The organism is Paenibacillus sp. V4I3 (genome assembly GCF_030817215.1).
Taxonomy (GTDB): domain Bacteria; phylum Bacillota; class Bacilli; order Paenibacillales; family NBRC-103111; genus Paenibacillus_E.
This window is the reverse complement of sequence record NZ_JAUSZA010000001.1, coordinates 6,886,705-6,901,905: the sequence shown is the minus strand read 5'-3', so window position 1 is coordinate 6,901,905 and position 15,201 is coordinate 6,886,705. Positions and strand designations below refer to the sequence as shown.

10 protein-coding genes are annotated in these 15,201 nt (G+C 46.1%); all 10 read left to right on the top strand.

From position 1 onward, the window contains the following. The first annotated feature begins 23 nt into the window (after positions 1-23). The 10 genes from QFZ77_RS31715 to QFZ77_RS31670 all read left to right on the top strand — a co-directional run bounded on the left by QFZ77_RS31715 (position 24) and on the right by QFZ77_RS31670 (position 15,108). The gene (locus tag QFZ77_RS31715) at positions 24-2,255 is read left to right on the top strand and encodes a helix-turn-helix domain-containing protein (protein ID WP_307446058.1); all 2,232 of its coding nucleotides are present in this window, start codon (positions 24-26) and stop codon (positions 2,253-2,255) included. Between the two features lie 264 nt (positions 2,256-2,519). Next, complete coding sequence (locus QFZ77_RS31710; RefSeq protein ID WP_307446056.1) at positions 2,520-4,142, top strand: extracellular solute-binding protein; 1,623 nt, start codon at positions 2,520-2,522, stop codon at positions 4,140-4,142. A gap of 98 nt (positions 4,143-4,240) precedes the next feature. Continuing rightward, positions 4,241-5,137: an ABC transporter permease gene (locus QFZ77_RS31705; protein ID WP_307446052.1), complete on the top strand. Its 897-nt coding sequence runs from the start codon at positions 4,241-4,243 to the stop codon at positions 5,135-5,137. 26 nt (positions 5,138-5,163) lie between these two features. Next, positions 5,164-6,036: a carbohydrate ABC transporter permease gene (locus QFZ77_RS31700; RefSeq protein WP_307446050.1), complete on the top strand. Its 873-nt coding sequence runs from the start codon at positions 5,164-5,166 to the stop codon at positions 6,034-6,036. A 14-nt stretch (positions 6,037-6,050) separates the two neighbouring features. Continuing rightward, positions 6,051-7,046, top strand: a complete 996-nt coding sequence (locus QFZ77_RS31695; protein ID WP_307446048.1) for a sugar phosphate isomerase/epimerase family protein — start codon at positions 6,051-6,053, stop codon at positions 7,044-7,046. Next, complete coding sequence (locus QFZ77_RS31690) at positions 7,033-8,784, top strand: hypothetical protein (RefSeq protein ID WP_307446046.1); 1,752 nt, start codon at positions 7,033-7,035, stop codon at positions 8,782-8,784. The genes QFZ77_RS31695 and QFZ77_RS31690 overlap by 14 nt, the downstream gene beginning before the upstream one ends. Positions 8,785-8,794: 10 nt before the next feature. Then, positions 8,795-11,032 carry a glycoside hydrolase family 88/105 protein gene (locus QFZ77_RS31685; protein ID WP_307446043.1) on the top strand — a complete coding sequence of 746 codons (2,238 nt, stop codon included), beginning with the start codon at positions 8,795-8,797 and terminating at the stop codon, positions 11,030-11,032. A 421-nt stretch (positions 11,033-11,453) separates the two neighbouring features. Continuing rightward, positions 11,454-13,136 carry an ABC transporter substrate-binding protein gene (locus QFZ77_RS31680; RefSeq protein ID WP_307446041.1) on the top strand — a complete coding sequence of 561 codons (1,683 nt, stop codon included), beginning with the start codon at positions 11,454-11,456 and terminating at the stop codon, positions 13,134-13,136. A gap of 72 nt (positions 13,137-13,208) precedes the next feature. After that, positions 13,209-14,183 carry an ABC transporter permease gene (locus QFZ77_RS31675; RefSeq protein WP_029193351.1) on the top strand — a complete coding sequence of 325 codons (975 nt, stop codon included), beginning with the start codon at positions 13,209-13,211 and terminating at the stop codon, positions 14,181-14,183. A 13-nt stretch (positions 14,184-14,196) separates the two neighbouring features. Beyond that, complete coding sequence (locus tag QFZ77_RS31670; RefSeq protein WP_307446038.1) at positions 14,197-15,108, top strand: carbohydrate ABC transporter permease; 912 nt, start codon at positions 14,197-14,199, stop codon at positions 15,106-15,108. Positions 15,109-15,201: the final 93 nt, after the last annotated feature.

Here is a 15,201-nt window from a genome sequence, read left to right as displayed (position 1 = left end):
GAGTCAGAAGGAGGACGACTTAAATGAATACGTTTTCGAGAAAATTTTTGTTAATATACATGCCGATCTTCCTTCTGACGGTAACGGTGCTCATTTTCATGTCATTTCTTATTGTTAATGATATCTCTAGAAGTGAAACTTCCAAAGCCAATCGTATATCGACAAGCTATATTGTGGACACCGTTGATCGCACGATGAGTGAAATGGAGATGAAGGTTTTGCAAGAGCTGGAACTGGAGAACTCCTATAACGATTTTCTTTATCCGTCCACTGATGCAAGGTCGAACGAACGTTATTATGATGTAGTAAACAACATGAATACCTTAATAAACAATTACAGCTTAATTGATTCCATTTATATTTATCGTAAGCAAGGAGACAGTGTGCTTACACAGAGCGGACTTGTCGAGCTTAACGCTTTCGCTGACGCGAACTTCCTTCGCCAAAGGCTGAAGGAGCCCGAAAGCCGTGGCTGGAGTAAGGTCCGCAAGTATCCGGAAGCGAATACGCAAAGTCAAGTGCCCGTTTTTTCCCTCAGCAGATCCTTGCCAATTCCATTTGGCCAGGACGGGATGATGGTTATTAATATTAGCAAGTACAGACTAGAAAGAATGATCAACGGCCTCCTAAGCGGGAACGTTTCTTATCTCGACGTATATGATGAAAGCGGTAATCAGGTGTTTGAATTCTTGGGTAGCGGTTATCTGAAAAAGGACAAAGTGCTAACTACCATTCATTCGAAACACCTGAACTGGACATTTCAAAGCGGTATTCAGGCTGGGCAATTATTTTCTTGGGTATCCTTGATCTCTTATATATGGATTGTAATTGGAATCATTACCATTATTGGTGCTATGGTGTTTATCTTTTATATGACAAGGCGAAATTATCGGCCTATTACGAAGATGATGAACCGGTTGCAATTTCTCCAACTACCAATTACAGACGCGAAGCTCACTTTAAAGGACGACCTTACAGTGATCAGTTATGCATTGGATAATCTGATTGAGCAGACCACTGATTATGAGAAGGAGCGCCGGAATAATGAACATGTCCTTCGCAGACAGCTATTCCGCGGTTTAATTGAAGGCGAACGTATGGAGGACCTAAGCGAACGTATCGAGAGAATGAGGCCCTTCGCCGGCGATGCAAAGCCTAAAGGATTCACGGTGTTTATCGTCGAATTGAACCGCTATGGTCAATTTCAACAGAATTTCTCCCTCTCTGATCAAAATATTCTGAAATACGCAGTGATGAACGTATTGAATGAAATCATCAATGACTATCATATGAGCGGCTGGTTCGAGTGGATAAGCAGTGATAAGCTGGGAACGATAGTTAGTATGAAAGAGGATATTCCCGACAAAACTGTACTCAGAGCCGTTGGTGAAAAGTGTCATAGTTGGATAAATGAACATTTGCGCATTTCATTAACGATGGGGATCGGATCTGTCGTGACGGAACCGGCAGAGATTTACTTATCGTATCAGGCTGCCGACTCCGCCCTCCGTCATAAGCTGTCTCTTGGGCAAGAAGCCGTAGTCATGAGCGAGGAGCTGCCTGAACAATCACACTTTCATAGCTATCAATATTTTCAGTCCATGTCTCAGTTCGTTCGGGAGTTCCGATTGGCGGGAGATGGCTGGCGGTTAAGACTGGATGCCATTTTTCAGTCTTTTGTTAATGATAATTTAAGAAATGAAGAAATTCACCTGCAGCTTGAAACCTTGATGAAGATACTGGAGCGGGAGGTCGGAGAGTTATCTGACACCTTAGCAAACAGGTTTAAGGGGCAGCAGTGGGATGAGATGTGGACATCCGTCGTGCAGGCCTCCAGTCTTCATGAAGTTCAGAAGATTGTATCGGATTGGTTGACGGAGTTATTTCAGACTTATGTATCGGTGAACGAATCCAAGAGCTACAGGGCCTTGATTGAGGAAATCAAAAAGTACATTGAGAATAATTATGCCAACCCAGATCTGTCATTGAAGCATCTGAGCGACCAGTTCCAAATTTCCGGAAAGTATGCCAGCTACTTATTCAAAGAAGAATTCAATACGAAATTCGTTGATTTTCTTGTACATCTCCGGATGAATAGGGCAGAGTCGTTACTTGAAAACACCAACGACACGATCCAGGATATCGCCATGAACGTGGGATATGCCAACGCTATTACTTTCGGCAGAGTTTTCAAGAAGGTTGTTGGTGTAACGCCTGGGGATTTCCGTAAACTGAAAAATACAGAGAAAAAGTAAAAAAAGGTGCTTATTCCCCAGAGTGATGGTTCATTCTGAGCGGAATAAGTTTTTTTTTGACCGCGAATGGCTTTTTGGTTTATCGGGAAAAAAGTTTATTCACGCCTTCTTTGAGTTTCCAACGGTTGAAGTTTATCATGTGAAACTAGTTTATTGTCGAAGTCAGCATAAAAGCGCAATAATGTGTTCCAGAGGCAGTTCCACAAACGGGATCGGCTTCGGAGCTCTAAAACAAATTTAAAAAGTGGGTAAGGTGAGGCATTCATGCAAAAAAGAAAAACGAAGAAGTTCGCCGTACTAAGTCTTTCCATGTTATTTGCAGGCATGACCGTATTGACCGCTTGTTCTTCTGATAAGAAAGAGCAGGCAGGCCAGAGCGCAGCTCCGGCAAGCAGCAGTGCGCCAGCCAAAGCCGGCAACCTGAAAGTAGAGCTTTGGGATCGTGGCAATCCACCGGAAGGTGTAACGATCACGAATTCATTTCTTACCAATTATATTAAGGATAATTTCGGTAAGCCGAACAACATTAACGTGGATTTCGTTCCGGTTCCGCGAAGTGAAGAAGTACCAAAGCTGAACATCTTGATGGCCAGCAACACGGATGTACCCGATATCGTGATTACTTATGATAAAGCTACTTTCAACAAGTATGCCTCCCAAGGCGGTTTGACAGAGGTCACGGACTTGGTGAAGCAATACGGCCCGAATCTCTCCAAGTTCCTTGGCGATGATATTATGAAGATCGGCCAGTTCAAAGGGAAGCAATATGCGATTCCGGCCAAACGTGCGACAACAGGCAAGTATGCTTCGTTCATCCGCCAAGACTGGTTGGATAAACTGAATCTGAAGGCTCCAAATACGACGGATGAGCTGTATAACGTGTTAAAGGCATTTAAAGAAAAGGACCCTGGAGCAACAGGCGGCAAAGTGGTTCCTCTTGGCATGAGCATTGCTCCAGCCCAGTATGAGCCGCTCATCTGGTCCTTTATCGATAATGTCAGCGATCAAACCCGTTTCGAACAAACGCAAACCCTGGCATCCCGTGATTATCCAATTCTTCTGCCGGGCTTTAAGGAAGCTGTCAAGTTTATGAACAAGTTGTACAATGAAGGATTGATGAGCCAGGATTTCGCATTGGATAAAAAGAAGGAAACGTTGGTTAAAGATATCGCGAACGGTAAAGTAGGCTTTTTCAGCGAGGATAACATTAACATCTTCTATAACGATGGAACCTATGATTCCCTGAAAAAGAACGTTCCGACAGCAGTACTGACTCCTGTTGATTCCTACACCAATAAAGATGGAAAACATACGAAGCCGATCTCTGCTCCAAACGGGATGTATATCATGATTCCACAGTCCAGCAAAAATGCTGTCGAAGCCGTTAAATACTTGGACTGGATGTCAACCGGCGACAACCTGTTGACGATTCTGAAAGGTGTTAAAGGCCAAAACTATAATCTTGACAGCAATGGAATTCCTGTAATTATCGATAACCCAGCTCCAGCAGCAAAAAATAACACGTTTAGCGGTGGCGACCTTGGTATCCTTGCAAACGGATTGGTTCTGGATACTCAAAAGAAAAGCGATGAAGCTTTTGTGAAGAACTTCCCGGAAAGATACCAAGCGGACACTAGAAAAGCGCTTGAAATCTCCAATACGGATGGGGTTGCACAAGTCAACACGCCTCGCCCGATTGATGCGGAAAGCAAATACGGAACAACCTTGCTAACGAAGGCGGAAGAACTGATCGTAAAAGCAACGATGGCGAAGCCAAATGAATTCGAAGCCGTATTCGACTCGATGATGAAGGGCTATATGTCCAGCGGGGGCCAAGCGGTTCTTGACGAACGTAAAGCTGCATGGAAGGAAATTCAAACAAAGTAACCGGAGGTTAAGCCCGCGGTTGCACCAAATCAAAGGAGCGTGAAGTAGGCGCTCCTTTGATTTTAATAGATTGGGTGTTAGGGGAGGAAGCAGCTAATATGAACGTATACCTTCGACGATACTGGCAGCTGTATGCCTTAGTCGCATTGCCGATTGTTTACTTTTTCATCTTTAAATATGGACCGATGTATGGCGTGCAAATTGCATTTAAGGATTTCAATTTTTTCAAAGGGATTAACGGAAGTGATTGGATAGGTTTTGAGGCATTTCGGGAAGTATTCAAAAATCCTGATTTTGTTAAGGCGCTGCGAAATACGTTTATGCTGAATTTTCTTGATCTTCTGGTATCTTTTCCGGCACCGATTATTTTGGCTATTATCCTGTTCGAAATAAAGGTCGTATGGTTTAAGAAGCTTTCCCAAACGATTTTATATATTCCCCATTTTATATCCTGGGTCATTATCGGCGGCATCGTTTACCAAGTTTTCGGCAATGACTCCGGCATGATTAACAACATACTCACCGGTATGGGCTATCCATCCATCCCGTTTCTATCGGATAAAAATTACTGGCTGCTCACCTATTTATTAACGGGGGTATGGCAAAGCGCGGGGTGGGGAACGATCCTGTATCTGGCAGCCCTAACGGGAATCAACAAGGAATTATTTGAAGCAGCCGAGGTTGACGGAGCGGGAAGGATGAAGCGCATCTGGCATATCACGCTGCCGGGAATCAAAACAACCGTGGCAACGCTGCTGATTCTTAATCTAGGCCATATGGTATCCATCGGCTTTGACCGACCGTATATTATCGGAAATCTGATCGTCCGTGATTATTCGGAAGTTTTAAGTACGTTCGTGTATCGAGTCGGACTTGAATCCGGACAGTATACACTGGCGACCGTGGTCGGATTATTCCAGGCCATCGTAGGGTTGATTTTCTTGATTGGAGCTAACTTCGCTTCCAAAAAGTTGACTGGTGACGGCATTATTTAAGTGAGCTGTAGAAGGGAGTCAGTACGATGAATGAACGGGCAGTAAACCGGGTTTATGATACAGTTTTTATTGCATGTATAGCAGTGAGCGTAGTGCTCTGTCTTATTCCTTTTATCCATATTATTGCGGTATCTTTGAGCGGAACAACACCTATTACATCCGGTAAAGTTTCCTTATGGCCGCTTGAAGCGAACTTGGAAGCGTACAAGAAAGTGTTTACGAATATGGCGATGATTCGTTCCTTGGGCTTTACGATCTTCTTGACGGCGCTAAGTACGGTATTGTGTATGATCATGACCATCGCCGCCGCGTACCCATTATCGAAGAAAGAGCTTAAGGGTCGTCAAATCCTTATGGTGATCATCATTTTTACCATGTTTTTTAGCGGAGGCATGATACCGGAATATATTTTAATGCGCAGCTTGAATCTGCTGAACACCGTATGGTCTATGGTGCTGCCCGGTTTAGTCAGTGCATTTAATCTAATCATTCTCATTTCTTTCTTTAATAGCATCCCTAAGGCATTGGAAGAATCTGCGGAAATAGACGGATGCAGCTACTTCGGCATGCTGTGGCGGATTACCTTGCGCTTGTCCATGCCGGCGCTGGCCACACTGAGTCTTTTTTACGCGGTGGGAAGATGGAACGGATTTCAAGATGCGTTAATGTATATTACAAAACCCGAGCTTTATCCGCTCCAATTGAAGCTCTTTCAAATGATTCAAAACAGCCAGGTCAACGATATGATGAGAATGGAAGGAAGTCAAGTACAGGCTGTTGTGCCTGAGAGTCTAAAAGCCGCTACTGTTATATTCTCTACAGTTCCGATTCTCATCGTATACCCTTGGCTGCAGCGCTATTTTGTTTCCGGAGTTATGTTGGGCGCGGTTAAAGAGTAAAGGGGGAGAATAGCATGAATCGGATAAATAAATCACCTTTTTCATTCTCTACCTGTTGGAATATCAAGAAACATGCAATCGGCCGTTCAATGATCGAGGAGATTCGTTCTCTTGGCTTTTCGAAGGTAGAACTGAATTATAACGTGACGAAGGACATGCTTACGACGATCGAGCCCATGATCGAACGCGGTGAGATAGGCATTTCCAGTGTCCATAATACGTTTCCGCATGTGGCCGATCCGGATTATGGAACGGATTCGGTCCTTCTCGGCTTCGAAGACGAGGAACGGCGCCAACGTGCTATTCAATTGCTCCTTCGTTCCGCTGAATATGCCCATAGGTACGGTGCAGAAGCCGTTGTCGTTCATCCGGGTGAAGTTCCCTTTGAGTATAATATTGATCACGAGCTGAAGGCCATTTATAAGACGGAAGGTCCGGATTCTCCCGCTTATCGCGGGTTGTGGAAGAAAATGATCGAGCGGCGGGAAGCGCTGAGCGAATTTTATATACGCAACATTCAGAGAAGTATGGAAGAAGTATGTGACGAGTCTGTTAAACGTGGATATAAGGTTCAATTCGGTATTGAAACCAGATCACGCTGCAATCAAATACCGACACTTCAAGAGGCAAATACTATCATAGATGCGCTGGCTGGAGCGCCGCTTGGACTCTGGTACGACATTGGGCATGGCATCATGATGGAACGAATGGGACTTTACGATAACGCACGCGAAGCTAATGAGATGATTGGTAAAATTGTAGGCATCCATATCCATGAGACGATCGAACTATCGGATCACTGGTGCCCGTACTTGCATAGCGGGGATATGACGTATTTTGATAGGTTCCTTCCTATCATAGCTGCAGCTCCTATTAAAGTTTATGAGCTGAAAGCCGCTTGCACACCAGACGATATTGAACAGAGTCATCGGATATTGCTGGATAAACTTGAAGTGCAAACTGGATTGGCGTCCATGGAGAAAGAGGGTAAAACGTATGGTCTATCATAAGCTAGTGAAGATTAACGATCAATGGGTGCAAGAGGCGTTCGATCGTCAGGTGCTGGATAACGAAAGCCGCTATTTCGGAGGCGTTGTTGATCCGGCAACAGGGATCCCTTGGCCCAGTCATACGAATTCTCTAATGATTATGGGTTTATGGGCAGCTGCCCTAATCAATCCGGATTCCGCTTATTATCACGACAGCATCCTGTTGGAACGACTGAAAAAACTGTCGCGTTTTATGTTGAACTTCCAGCATGATGACGGCACCATCTCACCGGGCTGGACCAATTATCATTCGCCGCCTGATACAGCCTTCAACGTGGTAGGGCTATCCCAAATCTATAAGCTGCTCTCGTCAAGTGAATGGCAGCCGGCCGAGTCCGTTGCAGCTGATGTTCATCGTTTTCTGGAGCGGACGATTCCTGCCCTGCTGACAGGCGGCATTCATACGCCTAATCATCGTTGGGTGATCTGCTCAGCCCTCGGTTCCTTATACGATATCTATGGCATCGAAGCGCTCAAGGAACGCGCCTCGGAATGGTTGTCCGAAGGGTTGGACATCACTCCGGACGGAGAATGGACGGAGCGCAGCAACGGTATTTATAACGCGGTCAGCGACATTAATCTTTACTATGCCGCTCGGTATCTGGAGCGGCCGGAGCTGCTCGAGAGTGTGCGTGCTAATCTGAGGATGATGATGTATTTGGTTCACCCTGACGGCGAGATCGTGACGGACTATTCGGGCCGTCAAGATTTTGGTCAAAAGTTCACGCTTGCCGACTATTATTCCATTTATCAGCTCATGGCGGTCCATGACCGGGATCCTTTGTTTGCGGCCATGGCCAGCTTGGCGGGCGAAGCGATTACCCATCCGGGCGCCCTTCCGAACAACGCCATGCTAAACCTTTTGCTTCATCCGGCTTTGCGGGAGAGCTCAGTGCAACCGGTGGAGCTTCCTACCGAGTACCGTAAAATCATCAATGGCGATTTCAATCGCTCCCTGTACTTATCCAAAATGGAGCAAGCCGGTCATAACGGTAAAATCTCGCACAGCAGCTTTCACCCGGAATTCGGCGCCCCGGTGGCTAGACACCGGAGTGGCAAAACCAGTGCGACCGTCATGACGGAGGCAACCTCTTTCTTTGCGTTAAGGCACGGCCATGCCAGGCTGTTAGGCGTTCAATTAGGCTCCAACTTTGAGCCGGGCCCGATCAAGTTCAAGGAGCTGCGGGAACAGAATGGCGCATACCTTTTGAATGCGCAAGGGAAAAAGGGCTATTATGGCCCAGTCCCGAAGGCGGAGCTTCCGGAAGCTGCATCGGAATCTCTAAGCCCGTGGTACCTGCTTCCGCATCACAAACGGTCCATGACCCATGAACAGACGCATGAGACCTTCGTTGAAGCGGCAGAGACCAAGGAAGGGTGGACTCTGCGTGTTCGGTCAGACAAGCCGGCGGATGTGTTAACACAGGTTGTCTTTCTCTTCGGAGCGGAAGGGACGCTGCATACCGATGGCTGTGAGCTTGTCGGGGAAGACAAAATCATATGGCGCAATGGACGTGTCAGATACGAGAATAATGGATATTGGATTGAAATAGATGGTGCTGCTTCTGAGCATTCGTCAACAGCCATCCGCAATATGGTTTATCCGAGGGGCTGTCAGATGCTTCTGGTAAATCTGATTACACCGATCGATCATACATTCAATATTCGGCTTTCACCAAACGCTGCTTCGAATGGTTAGGAGAGATAACATGACTGTTTATTTTCAAGAACAAGAAAGCGCCCATTTCCGCTTTGGCGACAATGACGCCGAAATCCTGAAGGTTCTGGCGCAGCGGTACATCGGGGCCAATCCCCAGGCCGGGTTTGTCTACCGTACATTTCATCAATCAGGCGTGCTGCAAAATAAGGAAGGTCTGTATGAGATCGACCTTAGCCAGCGGTTTCCAAGCGCCAAGCCAGGGCAATGGGCCTATGGTGCAGGCGTTGTTTGGAGCGATGAGGAGCGGAATCTGGATATCATCATCCGATGCCTGGGTCCGGTCCGCTTCTTTTTTAACGGCAGTCTAACCTATCGCTCCAATGTCATAGACGAGATGAGTCCAGACGCAAGTGTGAAGCTGAATGTCACCTTTGCAAAAGGCTGGAACACCTTGTTCATCAAAATGAAGCATACGCCAGCCGGCTTTGGCTGTTTGATTGGATCGGACGAAGCCAAGGTCCGCATACTGAACGTACTGGCTCCGTTTAAGGAAAGACAAGGAAAGGCGGGATGGGTATTCTCCGCTCCTGTGGACAAGGATGTTGTGCCGGATGAAACCGCGCTGCCTGACCTGCTTTCTTATGAACAAAACAGTGGTTTAAGCTGGTTTCCCGAGTCCCAGTGGAACGAGGAAGAACGTGAGCTTCCTTCTTTGGAAAGAATGTATGGCCGCCAGTCGGGCAAGCTTGCTTTTGCTTGGACCCGTTTTCGTCAGCATTTAGCCGGAAGTCATCCTGTGAATATGGTTATCACCTCTTCGGGACCCATTACTGTATGGATTAACGGAAAAGAGACGGTGAAAGAAAATAAGGCCGGCCACTATGCATTTGAGTTTCCGTTATCTAACGGAGTATACGATTTGCTTGTGAAAAGCATTTGCGGTGAAGGCGTTTGGGGTTATACGTTAACGGCTTCCATAGGCGGCGCTCCCATTGATCTATATGCTCCCCATCAAGTGCATGGATCAGGAGATGCGGCTTGGCTGTATGTCGGACCGTTCCAAGCGGAGGCGGAACCCGAGCTAAGCGATTTGCAGCGAACTGACCGTTTGTATGCTACAACAAGAGAAGTGAAGGAAAAGGCAGATTACGCTTACTGGCGGTTGGACCTTCCTCATGCTTGGATTCGCCCTTATTATGAGAACTCTATGCTGAGCAACAAATGGACAGTAGGCACAATGACCAATTATGCCCGTTGGGATTATCCGCTCGGTGTTACGATTTACGGGTTGCTTCAAACAGGACGTTTTCTCCATAGACCGGACATGATTCGTTATGCCACGGAACACGTTCAAGCATGTACGGATATGTTCGAGTATTCTCTCTGGGACGCTGAGCAATATGGCTTTCCCGCTATCAACCAGCAGCTGGTTATGATGAAAATGCTCGACAACTGCGGTTCCTTCGGCTCAGCTATGCTCGAAGCCTACCGGGAATGCGGCGATAACGCCTTTTTACCTGTGGCCTCCCGGATCGCGGACTTTATGCTGAATAAGCTGGAACGTCGTGAGGACGGAGCATTTTACCGAACGTGTCTGGGGGAATATTCAGACGATACCATGTGGGCCGATGATTTATACATGAGTACGCCGTTCTTGCGCCGTTACGCTGAAATATCGGGTGATGCCCGTGCGCTGGATGAAGCGGCAAAGCAGTTTTTACAATTTAGAAATTATTTATTCATGCCGGAGCAGCAGATTATGTCCCATGTTTATGATTTTAAGTATGGGCGTGCAACAGGCATACCATGGGGTCGTGGAAACGGTTGGGTGTTGTTCTCCTTGACGGAGGTTTTGGAAGTTTTGCCGGAGACGCACGAAAACCGACCGGCGCTGCTCGAATTTTTTAATGAGCTGTGTGAAGGCTATTTAGTCCTGCAATCGGACAGTGGTCTATGGCATCAGGTGTTGAATGCTTCCGAAACCTATTTGGAAGCGTCGTGCACTGCGATGTTTGCCTATGCTTTTGCTCGTGGCGTCCGTTTTTCTTGGCTTCGCGAACCAAATCGTTATGCGGAGGCTGCCATTTTAGCTTGGAACGGTCTAAGCCGAATCGCCATAGACCGCCAAGGCAACGTACACGGTGTGTGCAGCGGCTCTAGATATGCGTTTCATCCCGAATATTACAATGAGGATCTTCGTACGGTAACTAATGATAATCATGGAATTGGCATTATGATGCTGGCCGGAACTGAAGTCGCGAAATTGAAGGGGTACTTATCATGTTGATTAACGGTTGGAACCCCATGTCCAATTCCCTCCCCATGCACAAAACGTATCGCATAGCACAACAAAGGACCTAGCGATGATCTTCCGCTAGGTTTTCCTTATTGTCAATAACTTCGTCGATGCTGTAGGGAAATGCTTAATCATTGCCTTTGTTGACGAATGATTTAAATAGGCTCAAAATGGTGGGAGGCCGATCCTTGTGGGTGCGGAAGGACAACCTTGCTTGAAGTAAACAGCCGTAGATGGGTTGACTTATTTAGTCGAACATTAGATTTACATGACTGTAATTCGTAGGGGTAAGACCTATATTCTGTGAATTGTAAGCGCATTCTTGAGAGGTATAATAAATAGTGTAAGTAAATAAGTGTTTGGCCTAAAAGGATCATGCATCTTCATGGAGACAATAAGGGAGGACTAGAAAATGGTTAAACAAGTAAAACGGCACGCTTTAGCAGCATTGGTACCCGTTCTGGCACTAGGACTGACACTATCAGCCTGCAGCAACTCGAAGGATGGTGATGCTGCGAATAGCACCGCATCACCTAGCGGTAGTCAGACAAGTCCGGCAGCAACGAAAAACGACGCGATCAAGCCAGTTACATTATCTGTGTTCATTGGTGGCCCTGGTCAACAGCCGACTCCTGACAACAAGATCTACAAGATGATTAAAGATAAAACTGGCGTTAGCCTAAAAATGGAGTTTCTTGTCGGTGACCTGCAGCAGAAGATGGGCGTTATGATTGCCGGCGGTGATTATGCGGATATTATGTCCGGGGATGATAAACTAATTGCGGCCGGTGCTTTTATTCCCCTCGAGGACCTGATTGACAAGTACGCACCGAATCTGAAGAAGCACTATGCCTCCGTGTTGAATCAGGCCAAGGATCCTGCAAGTGGTCACCTTTATGTTCTGCCAGCTTACGGCGTGTTCAGTGGTCAGGTTAACGATACCTCGTATGAAGGACCAGGCTTTTACCTGCAAAAGGATGTCCTGAAGGAAATGGGTTATCCAACTCCTAAAACGTTGGACGATTATTTCGATATCATTGCGAAATACAAAGCGAAACATCCAGATATGATCGGGTTCGAGACGTTGAGCTTCGACTGGAGAAACTTCCCGCTGCTTAATCCGCCTGAGCATTTAGCTGGTCACCCAAATGACGGTGGTGTTATCGTCGAAAACGGGAAAGCGCAAATTTTTGCGGACAAGGATATTGCCAAGACCTATTACAAGAAGCTGAATGAGATCAATGCGCAAGGCTTGATGGATAGAGAGGCACTGGTACAGAACTACGATCAGTACTTAGCTAAAATTGCCAGTGGCCGCGTCATTGGGATGTTCGACCAGCACTGGAACTTTGGCGATGGAGAAAATTCTTTGAAATCACAAGGTAAATTCGGCAGCACATACGTAGGGTTCCCGCTCTTATATCCAGGTGCCAAAGAGTACTATCGTGACCGTCCAGTTTTGAACATCAACCGCGGATTCGGGATTTCGACGAAAGCCAAGGATCCGGTTCAAATCATCAAATTCCTTGACTCACTAATGACCGAAGATTGGCAGAAGACACTCCAATGGGGTATTCAAGGCGAGGATTATGAGGTAAAGGATGGTAAGTTCTACCGTACGCCTGAACAGCGCGCGAAAGCAGACGATAATACATGGAAGCTAGCGAATAAAGCGGATGGGTTCTTTGGTGGCCTGCCTAAGATGCAAGGGACGTATAGTGACGGAAATGCAACAGATCCGGGATCACAGCCACAGGAATTCTTTGACAGCTTAAAGCCGCAGGATCAGGAAGTGCTGAAGGCATACAACCATAAGACATGGGCAGAGTTCTTCAAATCACCTGTAGAAAATCCCGTATACTACCCAGCGTGGAGCATTGATCTGGTGGATGGTTCACCAGCCAAAGTGGCCAATACGAAGCTGAACGACCTTGCCATAAAATATTTGCCGAAAGCTATTATGGCCAAACCGGATGACTTTGAAGGTGTATGGAAGGAATATGTGGAACAGATTTCCAAAAGCAATTTCAAAGCCTACGAAGATCGTATCAATGAACAAATTAACTGGCGTATTCAGAATTGGGGCAGCAAATAAGAAAATAGAACATGTAGTAGAGTGGGGGAGACTCAGGGTCTTCTCCGCTTTACTTCCTAGGAGGGAATGTCGATGGCCGAGACCATACTGTCCAAAAGACCAACGAAAAAGCAAAAAATTGATCCGGAAATCGGCGTCGGTTTAAGTTGGAAGACGCTCAAAAATCAAAAACAGTTAATGCTGATGTCGTTTCCCATCGTGATTTATATTCTGATTTTCAATTATGTACCGATTTGGGGCTGGTTGATGGCGTTCCAGAATTATCGTCCGGCTTTGAAATTTTCCAAACAGCAGTGGGTGGGGTTGAAGCAGTTTAAATTTCTCTTTCAAGATGATACGTTCTTGACCGTGCTTCGCAACACGCTTGCTATGAGTATGATCAATTTGGTTCTTAGCTTTGCAACAGCCATTATTTTAGCTCTATTACTGAATGAAATTAAAGTTCGTTTCTGGAAACGGTCCATCCAAACGATTTCTTATCTACCTCATTTTCTGTCATGGATCATTGCTGCGGGTATTGTATCGACTTCGCTATCCGTCGACGATGGTATCATTAATCAGTTGTTGATGAAGCTGCACCTCATTAATGAACCTGTGATGTGGCTTAGTCAGGGCAAATATTTTTGGGGGATTGTGGGCTTGTCTAATGTGTGGAAAGAGGTGGGATGGAATACCATCATTTACCTTGCAGCTATCACCTCGATCGATCCGTCGCTGTATGAGTCTGCTGGGATCGACGGTGCAAACCGTTACCAGAAGATCCTTTACGTCACACTGCCTGGGATCAAGTCGACATTTATCATTTTATTAATCATGAACATCGGGCATATTCTGGATGCAGGCTTTGAAATTCAGTACCTGCTCGGCAATGGATTGGTCGTCGACTGGTCGCAAACGATTGATATTTTCGTTCTAAAGTACGGGATTGCTCAAGGCAACTATTCGCTGGCCACTGCGGCAGGTATTTTCAAAACAGTTGTAAGCATAATCCTTATTCTAATTGCAAATTCTACCGCCAAGCGCCTTGGTGAAGAGCGGTTGATATAAAGGAGAGATGACGATGGGAACAACAACTGCGCGCAGAATTCGGATGGAGCCGATTCTGTTCCATACGATTAACGGCATCTTCATGCTCGTTCTTGCTATAGTAACCTTATATCCGTTCCTTCATACACTAACGATTTCATTCAATGAGGGAAATGATGCGCTTCGGGGAGGCATCTATATATGGCCTCGTTCATGGTCATTGCAAAATTATAAGGCGATTTTCCTTTCCGGTACGATTTACCATGCGGCGTGGATTTCAGTCGCTCGTACGATTACAGCGACGGTTATAGGTGTATTCCTTACCACCATGCTAGCGTATACACTAGCACAGCCCCACTATATCTTTCGTAAAATCATCGGTTTAATTTTTGTGTTGACGATGTATTTTAATGCAGGTCTTATTCCTAACTACTTTCTGATCAAAAGCCTGGGGCTTCTGAATAACTTCTGGGTGTATGTACTCCCAGGAATGGTGAATGCGTTTAATCTCATTGTCATTCGGACGTATATTCGAACGCTTCCATCAGGCTTGGTTGAGTCTGCGAAAATGGACGGAGCCGGTGATTTCACCATATTTATACGCATCATATTCCCGCTGTGTACGCCTGTACTAGCGACCATCGCCTTGTTTATTGCAGTTGGCTCTTGGAATTCCTGGTTCGATACGTTCCTGTATGCTTCGTCTGATTTGAAGCTGAGTACACTTCAGTACGAAATGATGAAGCTGCTTGGATCAACGATGAGCAGCAACAACGATCCCGGTCTGATGGCAGGGGCAAACACAAATCAAACGAAGGCCATGGTTACGCCTGCTTCCATACGTTCGGCGATCACGATTGTGGCGGCGGTTCCGATTCTATTCGTATATCCTTTCCTGCAAAAGTATTTTATCGTCGGCATGAACCTTGGAAGCGTCAAAGAGTAAGAAGGAATAAACCATGAGGATAATCATTTCCCGTTTCAGCTCGGAGCTGGGACGGTTTTTGCTTTATTTAGGCAGATCCTTTCCTTTATAATA

Excerpts from the sequence above, each read along its gene's own strand:
- QFZ77_RS31675 (WP_029193351.1), top strand. The coding sequence starts at position 13,209 with ATGGCCGAGACCATACTGTCCAAAAGACCAACGAAAAAGCAAAAAATT.
- QFZ77_RS31690 (WP_307446046.1), top strand. The coding sequence starts at position 7,033 with ATGGTCTATCATAAGCTAGTGAAGATTAACGATCAATGGGTGCAAGAG.
- QFZ77_RS31705 (WP_307446052.1), top strand. The coding sequence starts at position 4,241 with ATGAACGTATACCTTCGACGATACTGGCAGCTGTATGCCTTAGTCGCA.
- QFZ77_RS31680 (WP_307446041.1), top strand. The coding sequence starts at position 11,454 with ATGGTTAAACAAGTAAAACGGCACGCTTTAGCAGCATTGGTACCCGTT.
- QFZ77_RS31670 (WP_307446038.1), top strand. The coding sequence starts at position 14,197 with ATGGGAACAACAACTGCGCGCAGAATTCGGATGGAGCCGATTCTGTTC.
- QFZ77_RS31700 (WP_307446050.1), top strand. The coding sequence starts at position 5,164 with ATGAATGAACGGGCAGTAAACCGGGTTTATGATACAGTTTTTATTGCA.
- QFZ77_RS31695 (WP_307446048.1), top strand. The coding sequence starts at position 6,051 with ATGAATCGGATAAATAAATCACCTTTTTCATTCTCTACCTGTTGGAAT.
- QFZ77_RS31685 (WP_307446043.1), top strand. The coding sequence starts at position 8,795 with ATGACTGTTTATTTTCAAGAACAAGAAAGCGCCCATTTCCGCTTTGGC.
- QFZ77_RS31715 (WP_307446058.1), top strand. The coding sequence starts at position 24 with ATGAATACGTTTTCGAGAAAATTTTTGTTAATATACATGCCGATCTTC.
- QFZ77_RS31710 (WP_307446056.1), top strand. The coding sequence starts at position 2,520 with ATGCAAAAAAGAAAAACGAAGAAGTTCGCCGTACTAAGTCTTTCCATG.